The sequence below is a fragment of the Rhodanobacter glycinis genome (assembly GCF_006438785.1).
Classification (GTDB): Bacteria; Pseudomonadota; Gammaproteobacteria; order Xanthomonadales; family Rhodanobacteraceae; genus Rhodanobacter; species Rhodanobacter glycinis_A.
The window spans coordinates 426,364-444,989 of sequence record NZ_RCZB01000001.1 but is presented as its reverse complement, the minus strand read 5'-3'; the positions used below and the strand labels follow the sequence as shown (position 1 = coordinate 444,989).

Genomic DNA, 18,626 nt, shown 5'->3' with positions numbered 1-18,626 from the left:
CAAAGGCAGATTCCCTGCAAAGGAAACCTTCATGGCCACCGACACTCTCCGTCTCCACCGCGTGCTGCGCGCTCCACCCGAGCGGGTCTATCGCGCCTTCCTCGACCCCGAGGCCATCGCCAAATGGCTTCCGCCGAACGGCTTTACCTGCAAGGTGCACCAGCTCGACGCGCGGGTCGGCGGCAGGTACCGGATGACATTCACCAACTTCTCCACTGGCAACGGCCACAGCTTCGGCGGTATCTACCGCGAGCTCGTGCCGGGCGAGCGCATCCAGTACAACGATCGCTTCGAGGACCCCAACCTGCCCGGCGAGATGACCACCACCATCACCCTGCGCGCCGTCTCCTGCGGCACCGAATTGCAGGTCGTGCAGGAAGGCCTGCCCGAGGTCATCCCGGTCGAGCAGTGCTATCTGGGCTGGCAGGAATCACTGATGTTGCTCAACCAGCTGGTAGGGGTGGAAGTCCCGGATTGATCAGTCGACGCTCGTCGGCGTCGCAATTCGATCCCTTGCGCAACATCCAGGAGGTCCAGGTTGCCGTTGGTCAGTTCCGGCCGGTCCATGGCCTACCGATCAACCACCGTACTGCTTCGGGAGCGGCAGGTCGGGATGCTCGCCCTGCCAGTAGATCGTCACCACCCACCAGCGATGGCCGTCGAACAACAGCTGGAAGCTGTTGATGCCGCGCTGGAATGGCTTGGCATCCGCCGCAGCATGGCGCGATTCGTAGGTGCTGAACACCTGGGCAATGCCGCCGTAGCGATCCACGGTGCGGTGTGACTCGCGTTCGAAGAACCCATCCTTCTCCATGAGAGGTTGGGCCAGGCGAATGTAATCCTCCACGCTCATGACGCGTGCCTCGCTTGCGCCGTCCTTGCCGGCATGCACGGAAATCAGCCGGGCGCCCGGAACAAACAGCGAACGCATGCGATTCCAATCGCGCTTCTGGTCTTTGGGGCCTGAAATCACCTCGTAGACCGCATCGATGACCGCCTCCATCGAGGACACATCCGCGGGTCGCGCGGCCGGTATTGCGGACGTGCTCGAGGCGGCCTGGCTTGCCGGTGCATTTGGCGCGGCGACCGATGGCAAGGAAGACGCTGCGAACAGCAGCGCACAGGGCACCAGCAGCATGCGGAACGCGACAGGACTCATGGTGTGCTCTCCGTTATTGGTGGCGTGAAGGCCGGGTCGGATGTTGCAGGCGACTCCGCGCGGGAAATCATGCCCATGCCGCACGAGCGGCGCCAGCCCCTGCCTTGCAGTCGTCCCTGCTTCATCAAGGGCCGTCTGTCGCCAGTGACGGCGTATACGTCCTGGCAAGCTCCACCACGCGATGGGTGAAATCGTCATAGCCGTACGGCCAGTTGTCGCCGGGCACGTCGTCACGCGAAGCGATCTGCCGCACCGCCACCAGGTGCGCCTTCGGCACGATGACGATGTAGTTGCCGAGATAGCCGTTGGCTTCCCACGCCATGATCGGCGCGGGATCGAAAATGTCGTTGCCCGAAAGATGGTGCTCGCGGATCGACTGCATCAGGGCATCGCCATCCTTGCCGAAGCGCTGATGCAGCATCATGGAAAATGCGTCACCGTTGGCGAACGCCTGTTCGCGCATCGTCGCCAGCTGGTCGACGACGGCGGGTGGGGTGCCGAGCGCGCGCAGCCGATCGATGCCCTTCGCGCTGAGGTGCAGTTCGGCGGCCCGGCGCCACCACAGCAGGCCATACGCTTTCGTGTAGGGCTGGCTCTGAGCGGTCATCTGCTTCATGTATGCAGCATCGATCAGCTGGTGGCCATTCCAGCGCCCGCCATCCAGAACCAGCTCGCCGACACGGGCTGCCTCCTCCGGCGTCGCCATCCATCCAGCCATGGCGAACGGATGGCCGGCGTGATCGCGCTCGCCCCAGGGCGCGGCCTTGATCCCGAGCGGCGTCAGCACCTGCTTCGCGATATAGACGTCCATCGGCATGCCCGCCGCCTTCTCGAAGATGCCCGCAAGCAGGTTCATCGCCTTGTTGTTGTAGCTGAAGGCAGTTCCCGGCGGCGTGCTCAGTTCGGCGGCGAGAGCCAGCTTCAGCCCGTCCGGTGCCGGATAGATTTCGACGCCGGTATTGGGCACGTTCTGCAGGCCGGAGGTGTGGTCGAGCAACATGCGGATGGTGATCTTCGCCTTGTTGCCCTGCTTCCACTCGGGATAGAAGTCGCTGACCGGCTGGTCGATCGAATGCAGCATGCCCTAGGTCAGCATGCGGCCGACGCCGATACCGACCAGCGACTTGGTCGCGGACATCATGTCGATCGGCGCCGTCGGTGCGCCCGGCCGGCGATAGTCCACCAGTGTCTTGCCGTCGTGCACCACCATCAGGGTGTCGCTCTGCGATGCCTTGGCTCCATCGACCAGCGTATTCAGCGCAGCCTCGCTCGACGTGGGCGCGTGCGCCGATGCGGCGACTGATGCGAGTGCCAGCAGCAGCGTGGGTATCCAGATCAATCGCATGAGCTGTCCCGCAGACCGAGGTGCGCCCACCTTAGCTGCCCCTACCTGCGCTCCGGAACATGACTGACGACCCAGCCAGCCCCGCGCACCAGCATGATCGCGGCACCAGCAGTCAGATGCTGGTACCGCGACATAACGATCAGACGGGCGCAATCAGACCGAGCTGCTGAAGCGCGGTCACACCGTCATCCAGACCGATTTCCTCGACGATCTTGCCGTTCTCTAGCCGGAGCACCGTCGTGCCGGTGAAATGCATCTTGCGACCTGTCGCTGCCGGCAACGACCCGGCAAGAAAATCGCTGAAGGCCGGCCCGGTGTGTGTACCGCCGCCCACCCAACGACCCACAACATAGTCACCCTCGGCAATGAGCTCCGCCGCACCGGAGAAACCGAGGTCCGGGAATGCCTTGCGGAAATCCGTCATGAACGCCTTGATATCGCCATGACCACGGCGCGGCTCGTGCAATGAATAGTGCAAGAGCATGTCAGGCGCGGCGATCTCGTCCACAACGTCAAGGTTGCAGGTTGTGCCCCAGAAGTCGGTGAACCAACGACCGACGATTGCCTTGTTGTCTTGTTCTTTCGACATGTTCGAATCCTTAGGTGAATGAGGTCGTATCGAGGAGAGCAGGCCCCTCGCCTCGCACCATAGAATTCATCCTCCCCGATAAAACCCCGTTTCTTGCGGCGTCCGGCAGAGCATCGTTCCCCGAGGGTCGCGCCGCTTTTGCCCAAGTCCTGCGAAAGGGTGATCACTGCACTCGGAGAAATTGCACGGCTGACGACGCGCGGCGGGCATCGAGGATCAACCTCACGGGAGTCCTCGTGCATGCGCAATCACCGCGCCATCCTCGCCGCCTTGTTGTTTATCACCGGCACGCGGACCCATGCCGCCGACGTCATCCCGGTCAAGGTGGCGCGGGACAGGGAGGGCGTGATGTAGAAGGCCGAGACAGGCGCCGGCTGATGATGCGTGGCGCAAAGAAGCGTGAACGTCTCGAAACGTCACCCATAGCCCAAAGTTATGCGAACCCCCCATTTTTTCATTGGCCGTTTTCGCGCACCGGATTACGCTCCAACGTGCTGCAAGCGGTGAACGCGTGTCCGATCGACACTATCGCCATCGGGGACAAGATTCGCTTGTGAGACGGCCGGGTACTTGATGTTGTGCAGCGAGGCTGTCCTGTTCTGGCGGAGCCTGACCGGCACCAGCATGCCGACCGGAGGCTTGCTGCCGAAAGCTGCCACAGGGCTGTCTGCACGGATTCATCCATCGACTGGCGGGAGCGTGTGGCCAGGTTGGTCTGCAAAATTCCGTGACTAGCGGGCTCCGTATGATTCCGGTCGCCCGAAGGGCTCGGCGTTCAGGCGCTGCCCGTGATGTGAAGAAGCGACAAAACGGTTGTCGGGGACACTGTACAGGGCGTTTCACCAAGCGGAGTGCACATCGCAATGAAGGGCAAGTCTCTACGCGCATCGCATCGCAATAAATTCTTCCAGCGCAAGGCGCTGCCACTCGCCATCGGTTCGATAGTGTTGGGTTTCGCGGGCGCGGCCTGGGCACAGGCGACCAGCGGCACCATCTACGGCACGGTACCGGTGGCTGTCGGCGAAACCATCCAGGTCACCGGAGGATCGGGTTTCAACCGCACCATTCCGGTGGGATCATCCGGCAAATACTCGATCACCCTTCCGGTCGGTACTTATACGGTTTCCCTGCTGCAGGACGGCAAGGTCGTGCAGAGCCGCAGCGAAGTCAGTCCGGTAGCGGCGGGCGCCGTGGCTGTGGACTTCTCGTCCTCCGCCGAGGCGGCCGCCAACGCGCAGACGCTGTCGACGATCAACGTCTCGGCCAATGCCCTTCCGCCGATCGACGTGAGCACGACCAACCAGGTCACGACGATCACGTCCAAGCAGTTGCAGCAACTGCCGCTGTCGCGCACTGCCGAAGACATCGCCATGTTGGCGCCGGGCGTCAACATGGGTTCGCCCGAGCTGAGCGGCGGCCCGCTCGGCACCCCGATCAACGTGTTCGGAGGTGCCTCGACGGCCGAGAACGCGTACTACGTCGACGGCATGAACGTCACCGAGGCGCTCAATAATCAGGGCGGCATCACTCTGCCTTACGGCGCCATCGAGCAGCAGCAGACTTTCACCAGCGGTTACGACGCCAAATACGGCCGTTCCATCGGCGGCGTGATCAACCAGATCGGAAAGAACGGTTCCAACGAGTGGCATTTCGGTGCCCGTGTCCTGTGGCAGCCGGCCAGTCTGCAGTCCGATCCGATCAACTACCATTACGCCAATCCGCTTGAGACGGATACGGGCTACCGGCCCGGCGACCTGGCCGTGTACCGCAAGAACGACAGCTCCAGCGAAACGATCTACGACGCCTACGTCAGCGGCCCGCTCATCAAGGACAAGCTGTTCTTCTTCCTGGGCGCCGAGCAGGACGACAGCCATCACAAAACGACCTCGGAGTTCGGCGGCGGTGCCACCACCGAAACGTGGACCGCCCACGATCCGAAGATCTACACCAAGTTGAATTGGAACATCAACGACAGCAATGTCCTGACGCTGACCGGCCTCAAGAACTCGCACCAGACGTCCGGAACCTTCTACGACTTCGACTACGACACTTTGCAGCGCGGCGATTTCTCCAGCCTCGACCAGAGGAACAAGACCGCTTTCAACATGTGGGCGGCCAACTACACCTCCTACCTCACCGACAACCTGACCCTGAACGCGATGGTGGGGAAAATGCACGGCGAGTATTTCTCGCAGCAACCAGGGTATCCGGGGTTCGATCCTGATTTGCCACATATCGCAAGCGCTTCCGTGCAGGATCCGGCATTCGTCCCGCCGGGAGGCATCCGCAACTCGCAGACAAATTCGACAATCGCTGATCCCAAGCATCGCGAATCGATAACCAACTATCGCCTGAGCCTCGACTACAAGCTGGGTGACCATGACTTCCAGGTCGGCATCGACAACATCAACTCCCGGGACGTCAACGACGGTTCGCAAAACACCGGACCGGCCTATGAGTGGATCTATGGGCAAAGCGATCCTGGTAAGCCGGTGTTCGGCGCCGATGCCAACGTTCCACCGTATGTTGCCCCGTCGACTCAGTGCCATGACGGGAATTGCTACTACGTGCAAAAACACGTCGACCTCAGCGTTGCCTCGGTGCGCGTGACCCAGCGTGCCCAATACGTCGAGGACAACTGGCAGGTCACGCCCACCCTGTTGTTGAACCTGGGTCTGCGCAATGACCAATTCACCAATTACGACGCGTCGGGCGTGCCTTACATCAGGCTGACCCAGCCGCAATGGGCGCCCCGCCTCGGATTCAGTTGGGACGTGCACGGCGATGCCACCTTGAAAGTGTTCGGCAATGCCGGCCGCTATTACCTGGCGCTCCCGAGTCAGGTGGCGCTGTCCATCGCCGCTCCCGTGGTGAATGCCGGTGTATACGGAACCTACACGGGGATCGATCCGGCGACCGGCGTGCCGATCGGATTCACGCCCTTGCCGCAGAACCCGACGACGGGCGTGTCGATCGACAGTGAATATGGCCAGGCGAAGGACCCGCGCGTATCCGCCTCGCAGAACATCAAGGCCGAGTTTTCCGACAACTTCGTACTGGGCCTGCAACAGCAGTTCCAGATGCTGGGAACGCAATGGGTATTCGGCGCAACCGGCACGTACCAGAAGATGAACCGGATCATCGACGACTACGACGCCATCCAGAACGAGTGCACGGCGGGGCGTGCGCAAGGCTACGACTGGATGACGCCGGACAGTTGCGACCAGTGGGCGCAGAGCCTTGTGCTGGTCAATCCGGGTGTGACCAACGACCTCCTGATGAAGGCGCCGGACGGCTCGCTCGTGCCGGTGAAATTCACTTCGGTGGACCAGGGCTTCACGAAGGGACCGGAGCGCCGCTACTACTCGCTGGACCTGTCGCTGGAGCATGCGTGGGACGATCACTGGTTCGCCAAATTCGACTACGTGTTCTCAAGGACCTGGGGTAATACGGAAGGCCCGGTGAGCACGTATTCCCAACAGGGCGGATCGTACGAGTCGCTCACCACCGCATGGGACTTCCCGGAAAGGATGGAGTGGTCGAGCGGCGTGCTGCCCAACAGCCGCAAGCACCAGTTCAAGCTCTTCGGCGCTTATGCGATCACCCCGGAATGGACGGTCGGCGCCAACCTGTACCTCACCTCGGGCACGCCGCGTCTGTGCCGGGGCGGCTACGGTCCGAACGAGTTGGCTTTGCACGGTTCCCACACCTATTACTGGTGCGGCGGCAAGCCCGTACCCCCGGGTTCGCTGGGCACCACGCCATGGGTTCACGACCTCGGTCTCAATGTGGATTACAGGCCTGCCTGGGCTGGGCGCAAGCTCGATTTCAGCCTCGCGGCGTTCAACGTGCTCAACTCGCAGACGACGGTGTTCTACAACGACTTTTTCGGAACCACCGGCAGTCCCAACCCCGACTACGGCAGGGTCCAGGATACGCGGCCACCCCGCAGTGTCAGATTCTCCGTGGCCTACGATTTTTGAGTGACACGATCTCCCTTGCGCCGGGCTCGTGCCCGGCGTTTTTTTGCGACCGCCATCCTTGGCAGTCGCCCTTCGGGCCATCGCTGACGCGATGTCAAAAATCGCTCCCGACGATTTTTTGCAGCTTGTGCGCGACTTGTGTAGCGTGCCGCGTTGACGCCACACGCCAGTGATGACATGACACTCCAGACAGAGCCCACGTCGCTGCCGGGGCCGGCCCGACGGCCACTCTCGCCGGTGGCTGCCCGCCTGTTGGCGAGCGCGCGCAAGGAATGGGAGCAACGGCAATTCGAGGCCGCCGAGCGCTCGATAACCAGCGTGCTGGCACTGGCGCCGGATGACCCGGATGCCATCCGGATGTTGGGACTTGCGGCCCAGCGTCGCGGCGATCACGCCACGGCCATCGACTGCTTTCGGCGAGCCCTTCCGACGTGGCCCGAGGACTCCGATCTGCGCGTCGGGCTCGGCATCGCCCTGTACGAGCATGGCGAGATCGATGAAGCCATGACGCACTTGCGGCATGCCTGCCAACTGGCGCCTGGCTCCAGCTCGGCATGGTTCAATCTTGGCGAGGCACTCTGGCGGCAAGCTCATGCGGAAGAAGCTGTCGCGGCGCTGCAACGTGCACTCGAGCTTGACCCCGCACATATCTCGGCGCGGCTGTCGCTGGCCCGAACTCAGACGAGCCTGGGCCAGATCGACGCCGCGGTGGCCGGGTTCCGTGGCGTGCTGCGTCTCGATCCCGGCAACGCCGAAGGGTGGTTCGGGCTGTCAAATCTCAACACTGTCCGCTTCGACGCCGCGGATGCGGCATGCCTGCAGCGCGCCCTGGCGCGCAGGGATTTGTCGGACCGCCACCGCGAGCTGCTCAGCTTCACCCTGGCCAAGGCGCTGGAAGACCAGGACGATTATGCACAAGCCTTCGAGGTATTCCGGCTCGCCAACGCATCGCGGCGCAAGCGGGTGAAGTGGGACTCTGCGGGGGAACACCGGCGTGTGGACGCGATCCTGCGCACGTTCGCCAACGCGACACCGCCGCCGCTGGATGCCCAGCTCGGCCACGAAACCATCCTGATCGTCAGCCCTCCGCGTTCGGGTTCCACCCTGGTCGAGCAGATCCTGGCCTCGCATCCGGAGGTCGAGGGTGCCAACGAGATCAAGGATCTGCCGCAGGTCATCGACGCGGAAACACGACGCCGCGGCTTGGCTTTCCCATTGTGGGGGCCCGACGCGACCGCGCAGGACTGGCAGCGCCTCGGCAACGAATACCTTGCGCGAACCGCGCGCTGGCGCGAAACCAAACCGCGATTCACCGACAAGAACCTCATGAACTGGTATCTCGTCGGCGCGGCCTTGGCGATGTTGCCGGCGGCGCGCGTGGTCATCGTCTGGCGCGATCCGGTGGAGACCTGCCTGGCGTGCTTCCGGCAGTGCTTCACCGGCGACGTCGGGTTCGCCTGCGACCTCGACGAGCTGGCCGATTACTGCATCGACTTCCTGCGCCTGAAACGGTTCTGGCTGGAGAAGTACCCCAGCCGCGTGTTCGACCTCTCCTACGAAGCGCTGGTAGCCGAGCCGGAACCCGTAATCCGTCGTCTGCTGGATTTCTGCGGCTTGCCGTTCGATCCCGCGTGCCTCGATTTCCACCAGACATCCCGCACCGTGCTGAGCGCGCCCAGCGCCGCGCAGGTGCGCCAACCTCTGCGTGGCGACACCGCGCGCAGCGCACGTTATGGCGACAAGCTGGATCTCCTGCGTGAGCGCCTAATGGCTGCTGGAGTACCGATTCAGCCGCCATCACCTTCCCGTTGAGGTAGTCGAACAGGCTGCGGACGGAAAGACATCATGAGCCCGCCGAGTCCATCTAGCTCCTCGTGCGTCGGGGAAGAGTCGATGTCGCAAGACGCCTCGCGCAGAGTAGGCGGAGACGGTTGAACGCACCAATTTCCTCCATCCCGATTTCCGGTCTTTCGGCTACGAACACTCAATCGGCGGACCGGCGACCAACCCACAGACGTCGAGGACCCGTCCCCTGCTCGGCAAGCTTGTCGTACGGATTGCGCAGCCGGCAGCGATCGATGGACAGGCAGCCGCAGCCAATGCAGTCGTCCAAGGTATCGCGCAGCTTCTTGAGTTGGGCCATGCGTTCGTCCAGATCGGCACGCCACGCGGCGGACAAGCGCGCCCAGTCGCTGCGGGTCGGCGCGGCGGCGGCAGGCAGTGTCGCCAGCGCCGCAGCGATGTCAGTCAACGCAATGCCTACCCGCTGGGCCACGCGAATGAACGCCACACGCCTCAGCACGGCTCGCGCATAACGCCGCTGGTTGCCCTGCGTACGGTCACTGCTGATCAATCCCCTGGCCTCATAGAAATGCAGCTGACCCGTTGGGCTGGACCACGCGCCGCGGCTTGACACGCGTGTTTTCCCGGGATCGTTCCGTGGGGCCTAGGAAGTCACTTCCCGTAGGTGGGCTTGGGAAGCTGCATCCCCGGCGAACCTGCGGCGATAGGCGCTCGGGCTGGTGCCGAATCTGCGGCGAAAGTGGTGGCGCATGGTCATTGCCGTACCCAGGCCCGCCAGCTGGGCGACCGAGTCGATCGAATGCGACGAGACCTCCAGCAGCTCGCGGGCGCGATCCAGCCGCACGCCCGTCAGCCAGTCGGCCGGCGTCGTGCCGGTAGCGTCCTTGAACCGGCGGATGAGTGTCCGCTCGCTCAACGCGGCCATCCGCGCCAATTCCGCGATCGGTAGCGACTGGTCGATGCGATTGCGCATCGCATCCATCAGCCGCGCCAGCTTGTCATGCGAATGCTTCTGAACCGGCCGCTTCACGAACTGTGCCTGTCCACCGTCACGGTGCGGCGGGATCACCAGGCGCCTCGCGACCTGGTTGGCGATATCCGGCCCATGGTCACGGCGGATCAGGTGCAGGCACAGGTCCAGACCGGCCGCACTTCCCGCGGAGGTCAGCAGCGAACCCTCGTCGACGTAGAGCACATCGGCATCGACGCGGATCGATGGATATCGCTGTTGCAAGGCATCGGCATAGCGCCAGTGCGTGGTCGCCCGCTTGCCGTCCAGCAGCCCGGTCGCGGCCAGGACAAAAGAACCCGAGCAGATCGACAGAAGGCGGGCTCCCCGTGCATGCGCGTTGCGCAGTGCCTCGACAACCCTCTGCGGCACCGGCGCGTCGATTCCCGCCCAGCCAGGAACGATCACCGTACCCGCTGTGGCCAGGCGCTCCAGCCCGCCATCGGCCTTGATCTGCATTCCATACTGGCCGCGCACCGCGCGCGCCTGCTGTGCGCAGGTCTCGAAGCGGTACCAGTGGGGGCCAAGCTCCGGCCTGGACATGCCAAAGATCTCGGCGGCGCATGCGAATTCGAAAGCGCACAGGCCGTCATAGATCAGGACGGCGACCCGAGAGTTGACCTTGGCGTGGGGGCGGCGCGGCGTTGGCATGATTTGATCGAATGTTGTCAGTTCAGCCAATTGTCCGCCCGGCGGGCGAGTCCAACAATAGCGGCATCCTTGATGTGGAGAGCAGCGATGCAAAACGCCGTCAGGCAAGTTCCGGCCGCCCCTTCGGAGCTGGCAATCCAGCACTTCGAATCCATGTTCTCGTTCGAAACAGATTGCTTCGATACGCACGCCGCCATGGAATCTGGCGACCCCGGGTTCGTTCTTCTCGATGCGCGCAGCCCGGAATTGTTTGCGCGGGGACATGTCCCCGGAGCGATCAACATCCCGCACGGCAAGATCATCGAATCGCGCATGCGCACCTATGCGCCGGCGACGCTATTCGTCACCTACTGCGCGGGACCGCACTGCAACGGCGCTGCCCGTGCCGCCACGCGACTTGCACGACTTGGCTATCCGGTGAAGCTCATGGCCGGGGGCATCACCGGCTGGCTCGACGAAGGGTTTGCCCTCGCCCGCGATGGCGGATCGAACTGAAAGCGACCTTGCCGAGGGCGGCAGCGGTTATCGGCGAGCGACGTGGTGGATCGCATCGCGTCGCGCCACTCCGGAAATCTCCAGGAACCCGCGATGATGTCCGGATTCAAGCAACACCTGCCGTGGATGGTGCGTAGAGCCGGTCTCCAGGACGCCGGCACACTGGTCATCCTGTGTGCCGAGCATGCCCGGTACGAACGCGCGCCATACGACCGGGCCGGCAAGGCCGCATTGCTGGAGCGCGTGCTATCCGACGAACCGTCACGGCTGACGGTGTGGCTCGCGGAGGCCAACGGAAAAGCTATCGGATACGTCACGGCGACGAGTGAATTTTCGACCTGGTCGGCCAGCGATTTCCTGCACATGGATTGCCTCTTTGTGCGGGAGGGGTGCCGTGGCATGGGTGTCGGCGCGGCGCTGCTGGCCACGCTCGTGGGCTTTGCGCACGAGCGGGGTTATGCGGAGGTCCAGTGGCAGACACCCGACTGGAATACCGAAGCCGAGCGGTTCTATCGGCGCGAAGGCGCGCTCGCGCAATGCAAGCTCAGGTTCTCGCTCGCGATCGGGGCATCGGAAGGCGGGGGCGAATCCTTTTCGGTGACCCCATCGTCGCAGTGAAAGAAGCACGGCGCGCCACTCGCCCGCTGGCGAAGCCGCAAAGGGAATTGCGATGCGCCTGGTGACCGGAACCGGCATGAGAGGGAAATGGCAAGTGACAGGTTCGCCCGCGAGAGGCATCCGGCCAGGGTGCCGGGAGGAGTCTCGCCAAGGCATCTGAGACCCTTCGTTCGCCCCAGCCCCTTCTGCGTGGCTCGCCGGGTGCACTCCGACTCCGTTTTGCAGGCCATCAGGGACGCAAGTGGCCAGGACCCGGAGGCAAACGTATCGTGTCGATCTGCGCGCCTGTCGTTCGTCGAGGAGTATGAAGGGCATCCTCCCCGCCCTGAACCAGGAGAAGCCACATGGTCAGCAAGAACACGATTTGCCTTTGGTACGACGGCGCCGCACTGGACGCCGCCACGTTCTACGCCAAGACATTCCCGGATAGCGGGGTGGGAGCCATCCATCGCGCGCCGGGTGACTATCCCGCCGGCAAGCAGGGCGACGTGCTGATGGTGGAGTTCACGGTCATGGGCATCCCCTGCCTGGGCATGAACGGCGGCCCCGGAACCCCGCATACTCATGCGTTCTCGTTCCAGGTGGCCACCGACGACCAGGCCGAAACCGATCGCCTCTGGAACGCCATCATCGACAACGGCGGCCAGGCCAACGCCTGCGGTTGGTGCCAGGACAAGTGGGGCCTGTCGTGGCAGATCACCCCGCGCGTCCTGACTGCCGCGGTCACCGACCCGGATCCCGCGGTAGCCAAGCGCGCGTTCGACGCCATGATGCAGATGACGAAGATCGACATCGCCGCGATCGAGGCCGCCCGGCGCGGCTGACGAACGCCCGTTCGTCCTGAGCGTAGGCCGAAGGCCGCAGTCGAGCGACATATCGGTGGTGGCTTGGTCACGCCGGGCAGCGCTTCGACTCCGCCCCGTTTTCATGGCGTCATGCCATCACCTGGAGACCTCCATGACCCCCACCATCACCGCCTTTGAAAGTTCGCCCGATCGCGGCAAGGGACTCGCGCGCGACATGCGCGTTCGCTGGGCGCTTGAGGAGGCAGGCCAGCCTTACGAGGTTCGTCTTGTTTCATTCAGCGCGATGAAGGAGCCCGCGCATCGCGCGCTGCATCCGTTCGGGCAGATCCCCACCTATGAGGAAGGCGATCTCGTCCTGTTCGAGTCGGGGGCCATCGTGTTCCATCTCGCGCAGCGCCATGCGGGCCTGTTGCCGAACGATGCGAATGCCCGCGCGCGCGCGATTACGTGGATGTTTGCCGCGGTCAACACGGTGGAACCGCCGATCCTTGACCTCGTGATTGCCAGGTTCATGGAGGGCGACAAGCCCTGGGCCGAGCAGCGCCTGCCTCTCGTCAAGGATCGCATCCGCAAGCGGCTGGACGAACTTTCCGATCGCATTGGCGAGGCCGACTGGCTCGATGGCGCGTTCAGCGCAGGCGACCTGATGATGGTGGGCGTGCTGCTCAGATTGAGACCCTCGGGCCTGCTGGACGAGTATCCGACCCTCGCCGCCTATGTCGCCCGCGGCGAAGCACGGCCCGCCTTCAAGCGCGCGTTCGCCGCGCAGCTGGCGGTGTTCACGGACAGGGTTCCGGCCGACGGATGAAGGGCCGCTTCGGATCGTGGATTCGACGCCCGGACCAGGCTGACTTCACTTTCGCGCCTCATGCTTGCGAGTGCTGCCAGGGCTTGTGCACAAACTCCAGACTGTAGCCATCCGGATCCAGCACGTTGGCGGCGTAGTAGCGCGGGTCATAATGCATGCGCGCACCGGGGGCGCCGTTGTCGGTGGCACCGGCCGCCATCGCCGCGGCGTACGTAGCGTCCACCTCGGCATGGTTGCGGGCGACAAAACCGACGTGCGTGGCGCGGCCCTCCACCACGCCATCCCGCAGCCAGAAGAACACCCGGCCATCGGCACCGAAACCCTTGAGGTCGGGATGCCCGGGCGGCCCTTGCCGACCGTCGTAATTCAGCCGATGGGTGATGCCCAGCGGTGCCAGCGCGGCGGCGTAGAAAGCGACCGAACGCGCGGTGTCACGCACGGAAAGAAAAATGTGGTCCAGCATGGCCGTGCTCCTGTATGGCTTGTCGATCAGATGAGGTAGCCGCCCGCCACTTCGATGGACTGGGCATTGACCCAGACCAGGTCGTCGGAGAGCAACCCGGCAATGACGCGACCCACGTCGTCCGGCTCGCCCACCCGGCCCAGCGCGGTCTGCGAGGCCAGCAGCGCCTCGAATTCGTCATTGAGGCCGCCACCCAGCTCGGTGCGAATGGCGCCAGGGGAAACCGCGTTGGCCCGGATGCGGCGAGGACCGAACTCCTTGGCCATGTAGCGCGTCAGCACCTCCAGCCCGCCCTTGAACGCGGCATAGTGCGCCACCCCGGGCGTAGCCACGCGTGTCGTCGCGCTGGTGAGGTTGACGATGCTGGCGCCGTCGGCCAGCAAAGGCAGCAACGCCTGGGTCAGAAAGAACGGCCCCTTGAGATGCACGTTGAACAGGCCATCGAACTGCTCTTCGGTCACCGTCTCGATGGGCATGAACATTCCGTAGCCGGCGTTGTTCACCAGGCCGTCGAGCGTGCTTCGGTTCCAGGTCGTCTGCAGGGATTCGCGCACCTGCCCCGCAAAACCGGCGAAGCTGCTGCTGTTGCCCACATCCAGCTGCAAGGCCACCGCAGTACCGCCGGCGGCCTGAATGCGCTCGACAACGGCCTGCGCCGCGTCGGGCCGGGCGTTGTAGGTCAGGACGACGCCCATGCCGCGCTGGGCGCACTGGAGGGCGGCGCTGGCGCCGATGCCGCGGCTGCCGCCGGTGATGAGTACGGTTTTCATGGCTCAAGCTCCTGTGCGTTTCGATGCTGCACAGGCTACGGAGGCACGGCCGACGGCGCCTTTCCGATCCTTGCCGATTCCTGCCCATTCCTGCTTTTGCAGTTGTCAGGCGCGCCCGGCGCGTGTCTCATGTCGGCATGCAAACTGCACTTGAAGAACTGCGCCGCCTGGCATCGAGGGCCGAGAACCGCCGCACCGACACGGGGATTCCGCGCGTGGCGATGGTGCAAGGCGAAATCCCGGAGCACGCGCTCGCCGCGGTCTACGAGCCGATGGTCAACCTGATCCTGCAGGGCGGCAAGTCGATGACGGTGGGCGCAAGGACGCTGCATTACGATCCGGCCACCTACTTTGTCATGTCCGTGGAGCTGCCCGCCGTCGGCACGGTGCACCCGGCGACCACAGGCGAACCGTATCTGGCGGTCAGCCTCACGCTGGATCCGGCCGTGATCGCCGGCCTGCTGGGCGACCTGTCTCATTCCGGGAACGACAGCAAGGGGCGACCGGCTCGCACCGAGGCCTTCAACGTGGCCGCGGTGACGGGCGAGCTGATGGATGCGTGGTTGCGCCTGCTGCGCCTGATGGACAAACCGGAAGATATTCCCGCCTTGGCCCCCGTGTACGAGCGCGAAATCCTCTATCGCGTCCTGCAAGGTCCGCAGGGCTACATGTTGCGCCAGATCGCGACGCCGGACTCGATGCTGGCGCGGATCAACAGTGCCATCCAGCGCATCCGCCGCGACTACCGCAAGCCGCTGCGAATCCCCGCGCTGGCCAAGCAGGTCGCGATGAGCGAGTCGGCGTTCCACCGTCACTTCAAGAACGCCACCGCGTTGAGTCCGCTGCAGTATCAGAAGCAGCTCCGGCTGCTGCAGGCGCGGCAGCTGCTGACGGCACACGGCAAGAGCGTCACCGCCGCCGCCCTCGACGTCGGGTACGAGAGCCCGACCCAGTTCAGCCGCGAGTACACCCGCACTTTCGGTCGGTCGCCGCTGCAGGACGCGGCACGCATCACGGCGAGTTTCCGGCAGTCCGCACCGGTTTAGCTCGGCCTCACCACGTATCGCACATGGGGTTGCGCGGCGTGATGATCGTTGCACGCTCAAGCCGATGCGCTGCAACCGGGCTTTCCCGAATCATCGGATGGAGGAATCAGTCGGGCGATTCCTCGGCCCCTGAGCTTTCCAGCCGACGCCTGGTCAGCGGCCTTCAACTTGTTCGTTTGCTCATGTCGAGAACGCCGAGTGCCGTTCGTCGAACAGGAAGCAGGACTCTTACCCTGCTGCTCCCTTTAAACAAAGCTGAAGGATATCCACCGTGCCACGAATGATTTTTGTGAACCTTCCCGTCGGCAACCTCGACGCGTCCATGGACTTCTACAAAGCCATCGGCTTCGAGAACAACCCGCACTTCACCGACGAAACGGCCGCGTGCATGGTATGGAGCGAAACCATCCACGTCATGCTGCTCACCCACGCCAAGTGGCGCACTTTCACGAATCGCCCGATCCCGCCCACAAGCTCAAGCGAGGTCATGCTGGCGATCTCGCTGATCGAGCGCGACGCAGTCGACACCATGACCGGGGCGGCGGCAGCCAGCGGCGGAACTGCCGACATCAATCCCGTGCAGGACCTGGGCTTTCTGTACAGCCGCAGCCTGGCCGACCCCGACGGGCACGTCTGGGAGGCGATGTGGATGGACCCGGCAGCGATCCCCTCGGGCGATCAGCCAGGCTGAGCCAGCCAAGCTGCCGATCACCAGTCGGCGAGTGGCCGTATCTTGCACCGGCTCGGTCGAGCCGAGCAGACACACCCGGGTCAGACTGCACTTTCCCGGTTTGCGTCACTGGCATCGAGCTGTTGGGGACGCTGGCGCGGGGTACGCATGAGCCACGCGGGTACGGGCGCCGTGGGGCGCCCGTACCCGCGATCATCCGATGAGCTCACGCCACCTTGGGGAAATCCAGCGTGGTGTCGTTGATGCGGTTGACCATGTTGGTAAACAGGATCGCGCTCACCACCAGCGGGATCTCCACCAGCTGGCGGTCGTCGAAGCCGGCGGCCTTCAGCGCGTCGACCGCGGCGGCATCCAGCGTGCCGCGCTGCTGCACCAGGTGCAGCGCGAACTTCACCAGCGCGTCGATGCGCGCATCTTCGGCGAACGAGCCAGCGCGCAGTTCGCGCGTCTGCTCCGCCGTGTAGCCGGCCAGCTTGCCGGTCATGGTGTGCGCGGCCACACAGTAGTCACAGCCGGTGGCTTCGCTCACGGCGAGGTTGATCGCTTCCTGCTCGCGCTTGGAGAGCGAGCTCTTCGCCAGCGTGGCGCCGGTGCCGAGCACGTGGGCGAGTACGGCCGGCGCGTTGCTGCCGATGGTGGCGTAGAGGTTCGGCAGCTTGCCGAGGCTGCGCTTGATGGTGCCGAACAGCTCGGCGGTTTCCTGGTCGGCCTGGTCGTGGGCGAGAGTGTGCAAACGGGTCATGGCGGTTACTCCTGTGGAAGAAAGAGGCGGCGTTGCCTTGGGCATCGGCCGGTGGTGACAATGCTGGGCGTCGCGCCCCCGCCGTCGTGTCCCGCGCGTCTCGATCTTGGTTTCGTTCGTCTTGAGGTGACCGATGGACAGTTTGAGTGCGCTGGTGGCCTCGATGGGCCTGCGCGGACAGGTGGACCTGCTGTGCCGCTTCGCTGGCGCGTGGTCGGTGCCGCAACCGCAGGCGCCGCCGGGCCAGGTGCCGTACCACGTGGTGCTGGCCGGTGCGGGCGTGCTGGAAGTGGGCCGCCTGCGGCGCCCGTTCGTCGCTGGCGACCTGGTGCTGTTTCCGCGTGGCGCCGCGCACACCATGCGCCACGCCGATGGTGCCACCATGAAGTTTGCCGAGGTACGCCGCCCGCTGGGCCGCCTCGTCGAGGTGGCGAGCGAGGCGCCGCTCAGCGATTTCGACGTGCTCTGCGGCACCTTCGAGCTGGGCCAGCACCACGCTCTATTGCTTGAAGCGCTGCCCGAGGTGGTGCACCTGCGCACGCACGGCCGCAACGACTACGCCGGCCTGCACGCGCTGATGCACACCATGCGCCACGAGAGCCTGCAGGCCTCGCCCGGCGGCGACGCGGTGATCGCGCACCTGTCCGCCGCGCTGTTCACCGTGGTGGTGCGCACCCTGATGGACGAGGGCGATCTGCGCCAGGGCCTGCTCGCCCTGCTGATGGATGCCCGCGTGGCGCCCGCGCTGGCCGCGGTGATTGCCGCACCGGCCGAGCCGTGGACGCTGGAACGGCTGGCCGGGGTCAGCCGCATGTCGCGGGCCAGCTTTGCGCGGCACTTCGCCGAGCTGTCGCCGGTCACGCCGATGGACGTGGTCACCGCCTTGCGCATGGATCTGGCCGCGCGCCTGCTGCGCGAGACGCCGCGTTCGATCGAGATGATCGGCGAGGCCTGCGGCTACACCTCGCGCGCGGCATTCGGGCAGGCGTTCAAGCGCGTGCACGGCACCAGCCCCGCGGCGTTCCGTCGCCAGGCTGGCGAGACGATGTCCGCGACCAAGGTCTAGCCTGCGCCGCTGGCAGCGCCCGAACGGGACGCGCACACTTTCGGGCCGTCCCGTCCCCAGGAGATCCGCCATGCAACGTCCGCCGCTGCCCCCGTTCACCGAAGACACCGCGATGCAGAAAGTGCGCCTCGCCGAGGATGCCTGGAACAGCCGCGACCCGGCCAGGGTGGCGCTGGCCTATTCGCCCGACAGCCGCTGGCGCAATCGCGCCGAGTTCCTGCAGGGGCGCGAGGCGATCGAGGCCTTCCTCGCCCGCAAGTGGCAGCGCGAGCTGGAATACCGGCTGATCAAGGAGCTGTGGGCCTTCCGCGACAACCGCATCGCCGTGCGCTTCGCCTACGAGTTCCACGACGACAGCGGCCAGTGGTTCCGCAGCTACGGCAACGAGAACTGGGAGTTCGACGAGAACGGCCTGATGCGCCTGCGCATCGCCAGCATCAACGATGCGCCGATCAGGGAAGCCGACCGCAAGTACCACTGGCCGCAGGGAAGGCGCCCGGACGATCACCCGGGACTGAGCGAACTGGGGTTTTAGCCCTCGCCCGTGCCGTTGCGGCTCGCCTCGCTGTCATCCCGGAATCG

20 protein-coding genes are annotated in these 18,626 nt (G+C 64.7%); 11 read left to right on the top strand and 9 right to left on the bottom strand.

Annotation, left to right across the window (positions count from 1 at the left end; translation table 11 throughout):
• Nucleotides 1-31 precede the first annotated feature (31 nt).
• Nucleotides 32-478 carry an SRPBCC family protein gene (locus EAH75_RS02310; RefSeq protein ID WP_140654897.1) on the top strand — a complete coding sequence of 149 codons (447 nt, stop codon included), beginning with the start codon at nt 32-34 and terminating at the stop codon, nt 476-478.
• Nucleotides 479-577: 99 nt separating this feature from the next.
• On the opposite strand, the gene EAH75_RS02305 is transcribed toward EAH75_RS02310, so the two are convergent.
• The 4 genes from EAH75_RS02305 to EAH75_RS02290 form a co-directional block, all read right to left on the bottom strand.
• On the bottom strand, nt 578-1,159 hold the full coding sequence (locus EAH75_RS02305; protein ID WP_205043277.1) for a hypothetical protein: 582 nt from the start codon (nt 1,157-1,159) through the stop codon (nt 578-580).
• A gap of 124 nt (nt 1,160-1,283) precedes the next feature.
• Nucleotides 1,284-2,240 (bottom strand): serine hydrolase domain-containing protein, encoded by a 957-nt coding sequence (locus EAH75_RS02300; RefSeq protein WP_140654894.1) that lies wholly within the window; start codon nt 2,238-2,240, stop codon nt 1,284-1,286.
• 3 nt (nt 2,241-2,243) lie between these two features.
• Nucleotides 2,244-2,504 (bottom strand): hypothetical protein, encoded by a 261-nt coding sequence (locus EAH75_RS02295; protein ID WP_140654891.1) that lies wholly within the window; start codon nt 2,502-2,504, stop codon nt 2,244-2,246.
• A 139-nt stretch (nt 2,505-2,643) separates the two neighbouring features.
• Nucleotides 2,644-3,093, bottom strand: coding sequence for an ester cyclase (locus tag EAH75_RS02290; protein WP_140654887.1), 450 nt, complete (start codon nt 3,091-3,093; stop codon nt 2,644-2,646).
• An 863-nt stretch (nt 3,094-3,956) separates the two neighbouring features.
• Here EAH75_RS02290 and EAH75_RS02285 point away from each other — a divergent pair.
• On the top strand, nt 3,957-7,076 hold the full coding sequence (locus EAH75_RS02285; RefSeq protein WP_140804029.1) for a TonB-dependent receptor: 3,120 nt from the start codon (nt 3,957-3,959) through the stop codon (nt 7,074-7,076).
• A 177-nt stretch (nt 7,077-7,253) separates the two neighbouring features.
• Nucleotides 7,254-8,888 (top strand): tetratricopeptide repeat-containing sulfotransferase family protein, encoded by a 1,635-nt coding sequence (locus EAH75_RS02280; RefSeq protein WP_140804026.1) that lies wholly within the window; start codon nt 7,254-7,256, stop codon nt 8,886-8,888.
• A gap of 172 nt (nt 8,889-9,060) precedes the next feature.
• Here EAH75_RS02280 and soxR read toward each other — a convergent pair whose 3' ends face one another.
• Entirely contained in the window at nt 9,061-9,492 is a 432-nt protein-coding gene (soxR, locus tag EAH75_RS02275; RefSeq protein WP_140654875.1) for a redox-sensitive transcriptional activator SoxR, read from the bottom strand.
• A 30-nt stretch (nt 9,493-9,522) separates the two neighbouring features.
• Nucleotides 9,523-10,569: a transcriptional regulator FtrA gene (ftrA, locus tag EAH75_RS02270; RefSeq protein ID WP_343182724.1), complete on the bottom strand. Its 1,047-nt coding sequence runs from the start codon at nt 10,567-10,569 to the stop codon at nt 9,523-9,525.
• Nucleotides 10,570-10,626: 57 nt separating this feature from the next.
• On the opposite strand from ftrA, the gene EAH75_RS02265 reads away from it, so the two are divergent.
• The 4 genes from EAH75_RS02265 to EAH75_RS02250 all read left to right on the top strand — a co-directional run bounded on the left by EAH75_RS02265 (nt 10,627) and on the right by EAH75_RS02250 (nt 13,266).
• Entirely contained in the window at nt 10,627-11,034 is a 408-nt protein-coding gene (locus EAH75_RS02265; protein ID WP_140804023.1) for a rhodanese-like domain-containing protein, read from the top strand.
• 45 nt (nt 11,035-11,079) lie between these two features.
• Entirely contained in the window at nt 11,080-11,652 is a 573-nt protein-coding gene (locus EAH75_RS02260; protein WP_140654867.1) for a GNAT family N-acetyltransferase, read from the top strand.
• A gap of 344 nt (nt 11,653-11,996) precedes the next feature.
• Complete coding sequence (locus tag EAH75_RS02255) at nt 11,997-12,476, top strand: VOC family protein (RefSeq protein WP_140654864.1); 480 nt, start codon at nt 11,997-11,999, stop codon at nt 12,474-12,476.
• 133 nt (nt 12,477-12,609) lie between these two features.
• Nucleotides 12,610-13,266: a glutathione S-transferase family protein gene (locus EAH75_RS02250; protein ID WP_140654861.1), complete on the top strand. Its 657-nt coding sequence runs from the start codon at nt 12,610-12,612 to the stop codon at nt 13,264-13,266.
• Between the two features lie 58 nt (nt 13,267-13,324).
• Here EAH75_RS02250 and EAH75_RS02245 read toward each other — a convergent pair whose 3' ends face one another.
• Nucleotides 13,325-13,729 carry a VOC family protein gene (locus EAH75_RS02245; RefSeq protein WP_140654858.1) on the bottom strand — a complete coding sequence of 135 codons (405 nt, stop codon included), beginning with the start codon at nt 13,727-13,729 and terminating at the stop codon, nt 13,325-13,327.
• 26 nt (nt 13,730-13,755) lie between these two features.
• Nucleotides 13,756-14,499, bottom strand: coding sequence for an SDR family NAD(P)-dependent oxidoreductase (locus tag EAH75_RS02240; protein WP_140654855.1), 744 nt, complete (start codon nt 14,497-14,499; stop codon nt 13,756-13,758).
• A 137-nt stretch (nt 14,500-14,636) separates the two neighbouring features.
• Here EAH75_RS02240 and EAH75_RS02235 point away from each other — a divergent pair, with 137 nt between their 5' ends.
• Both EAH75_RS02235 and EAH75_RS02230 read left to right on the top strand, forming a co-directional pair.
• On the top strand, nt 14,637-15,545 hold the full coding sequence (locus tag EAH75_RS02235) for an AraC family transcriptional regulator (protein ID WP_140654852.1): 909 nt from the start codon (nt 14,637-14,639) through the stop codon (nt 15,543-15,545).
• Between the two features lie 280 nt (nt 15,546-15,825).
• Nucleotides 15,826-16,236, top strand: coding sequence for a VOC family protein (locus tag EAH75_RS02230; protein WP_240046322.1), 411 nt, complete (start codon nt 15,826-15,828; stop codon nt 16,234-16,236).
• A 205-nt stretch (nt 16,237-16,441) separates the two neighbouring features.
• Here the strand turns inward: EAH75_RS02230 and EAH75_RS02225 are convergent, their stop codons facing one another.
• Nucleotides 16,442-16,978, bottom strand: a complete 537-nt coding sequence (locus tag EAH75_RS02225; RefSeq protein WP_140654844.1) for a carboxymuconolactone decarboxylase family protein — start codon at nt 16,976-16,978, stop codon at nt 16,442-16,444.
• 133 nt (nt 16,979-17,111) lie between these two features.
• On the opposite strand from EAH75_RS02225, the gene EAH75_RS02220 reads away from it, so the two are divergent.
• Both EAH75_RS02220 and EAH75_RS02215 read left to right on the top strand, forming a co-directional pair.
• Nucleotides 17,112-18,044 (top strand): AraC family transcriptional regulator, encoded by a 933-nt coding sequence (locus tag EAH75_RS02220; protein ID WP_140654839.1) that lies wholly within the window; start codon nt 17,112-17,114, stop codon nt 18,042-18,044.
• 70 nt (nt 18,045-18,114) lie between these two features.
• Complete coding sequence (locus EAH75_RS02215) at nt 18,115-18,579, top strand: DUF1348 family protein (protein ID WP_140654834.1); 465 nt, start codon at nt 18,115-18,117, stop codon at nt 18,577-18,579.
• The last annotated feature ends 47 nt before the right edge of the window (nt 18,580-18,626 follow it).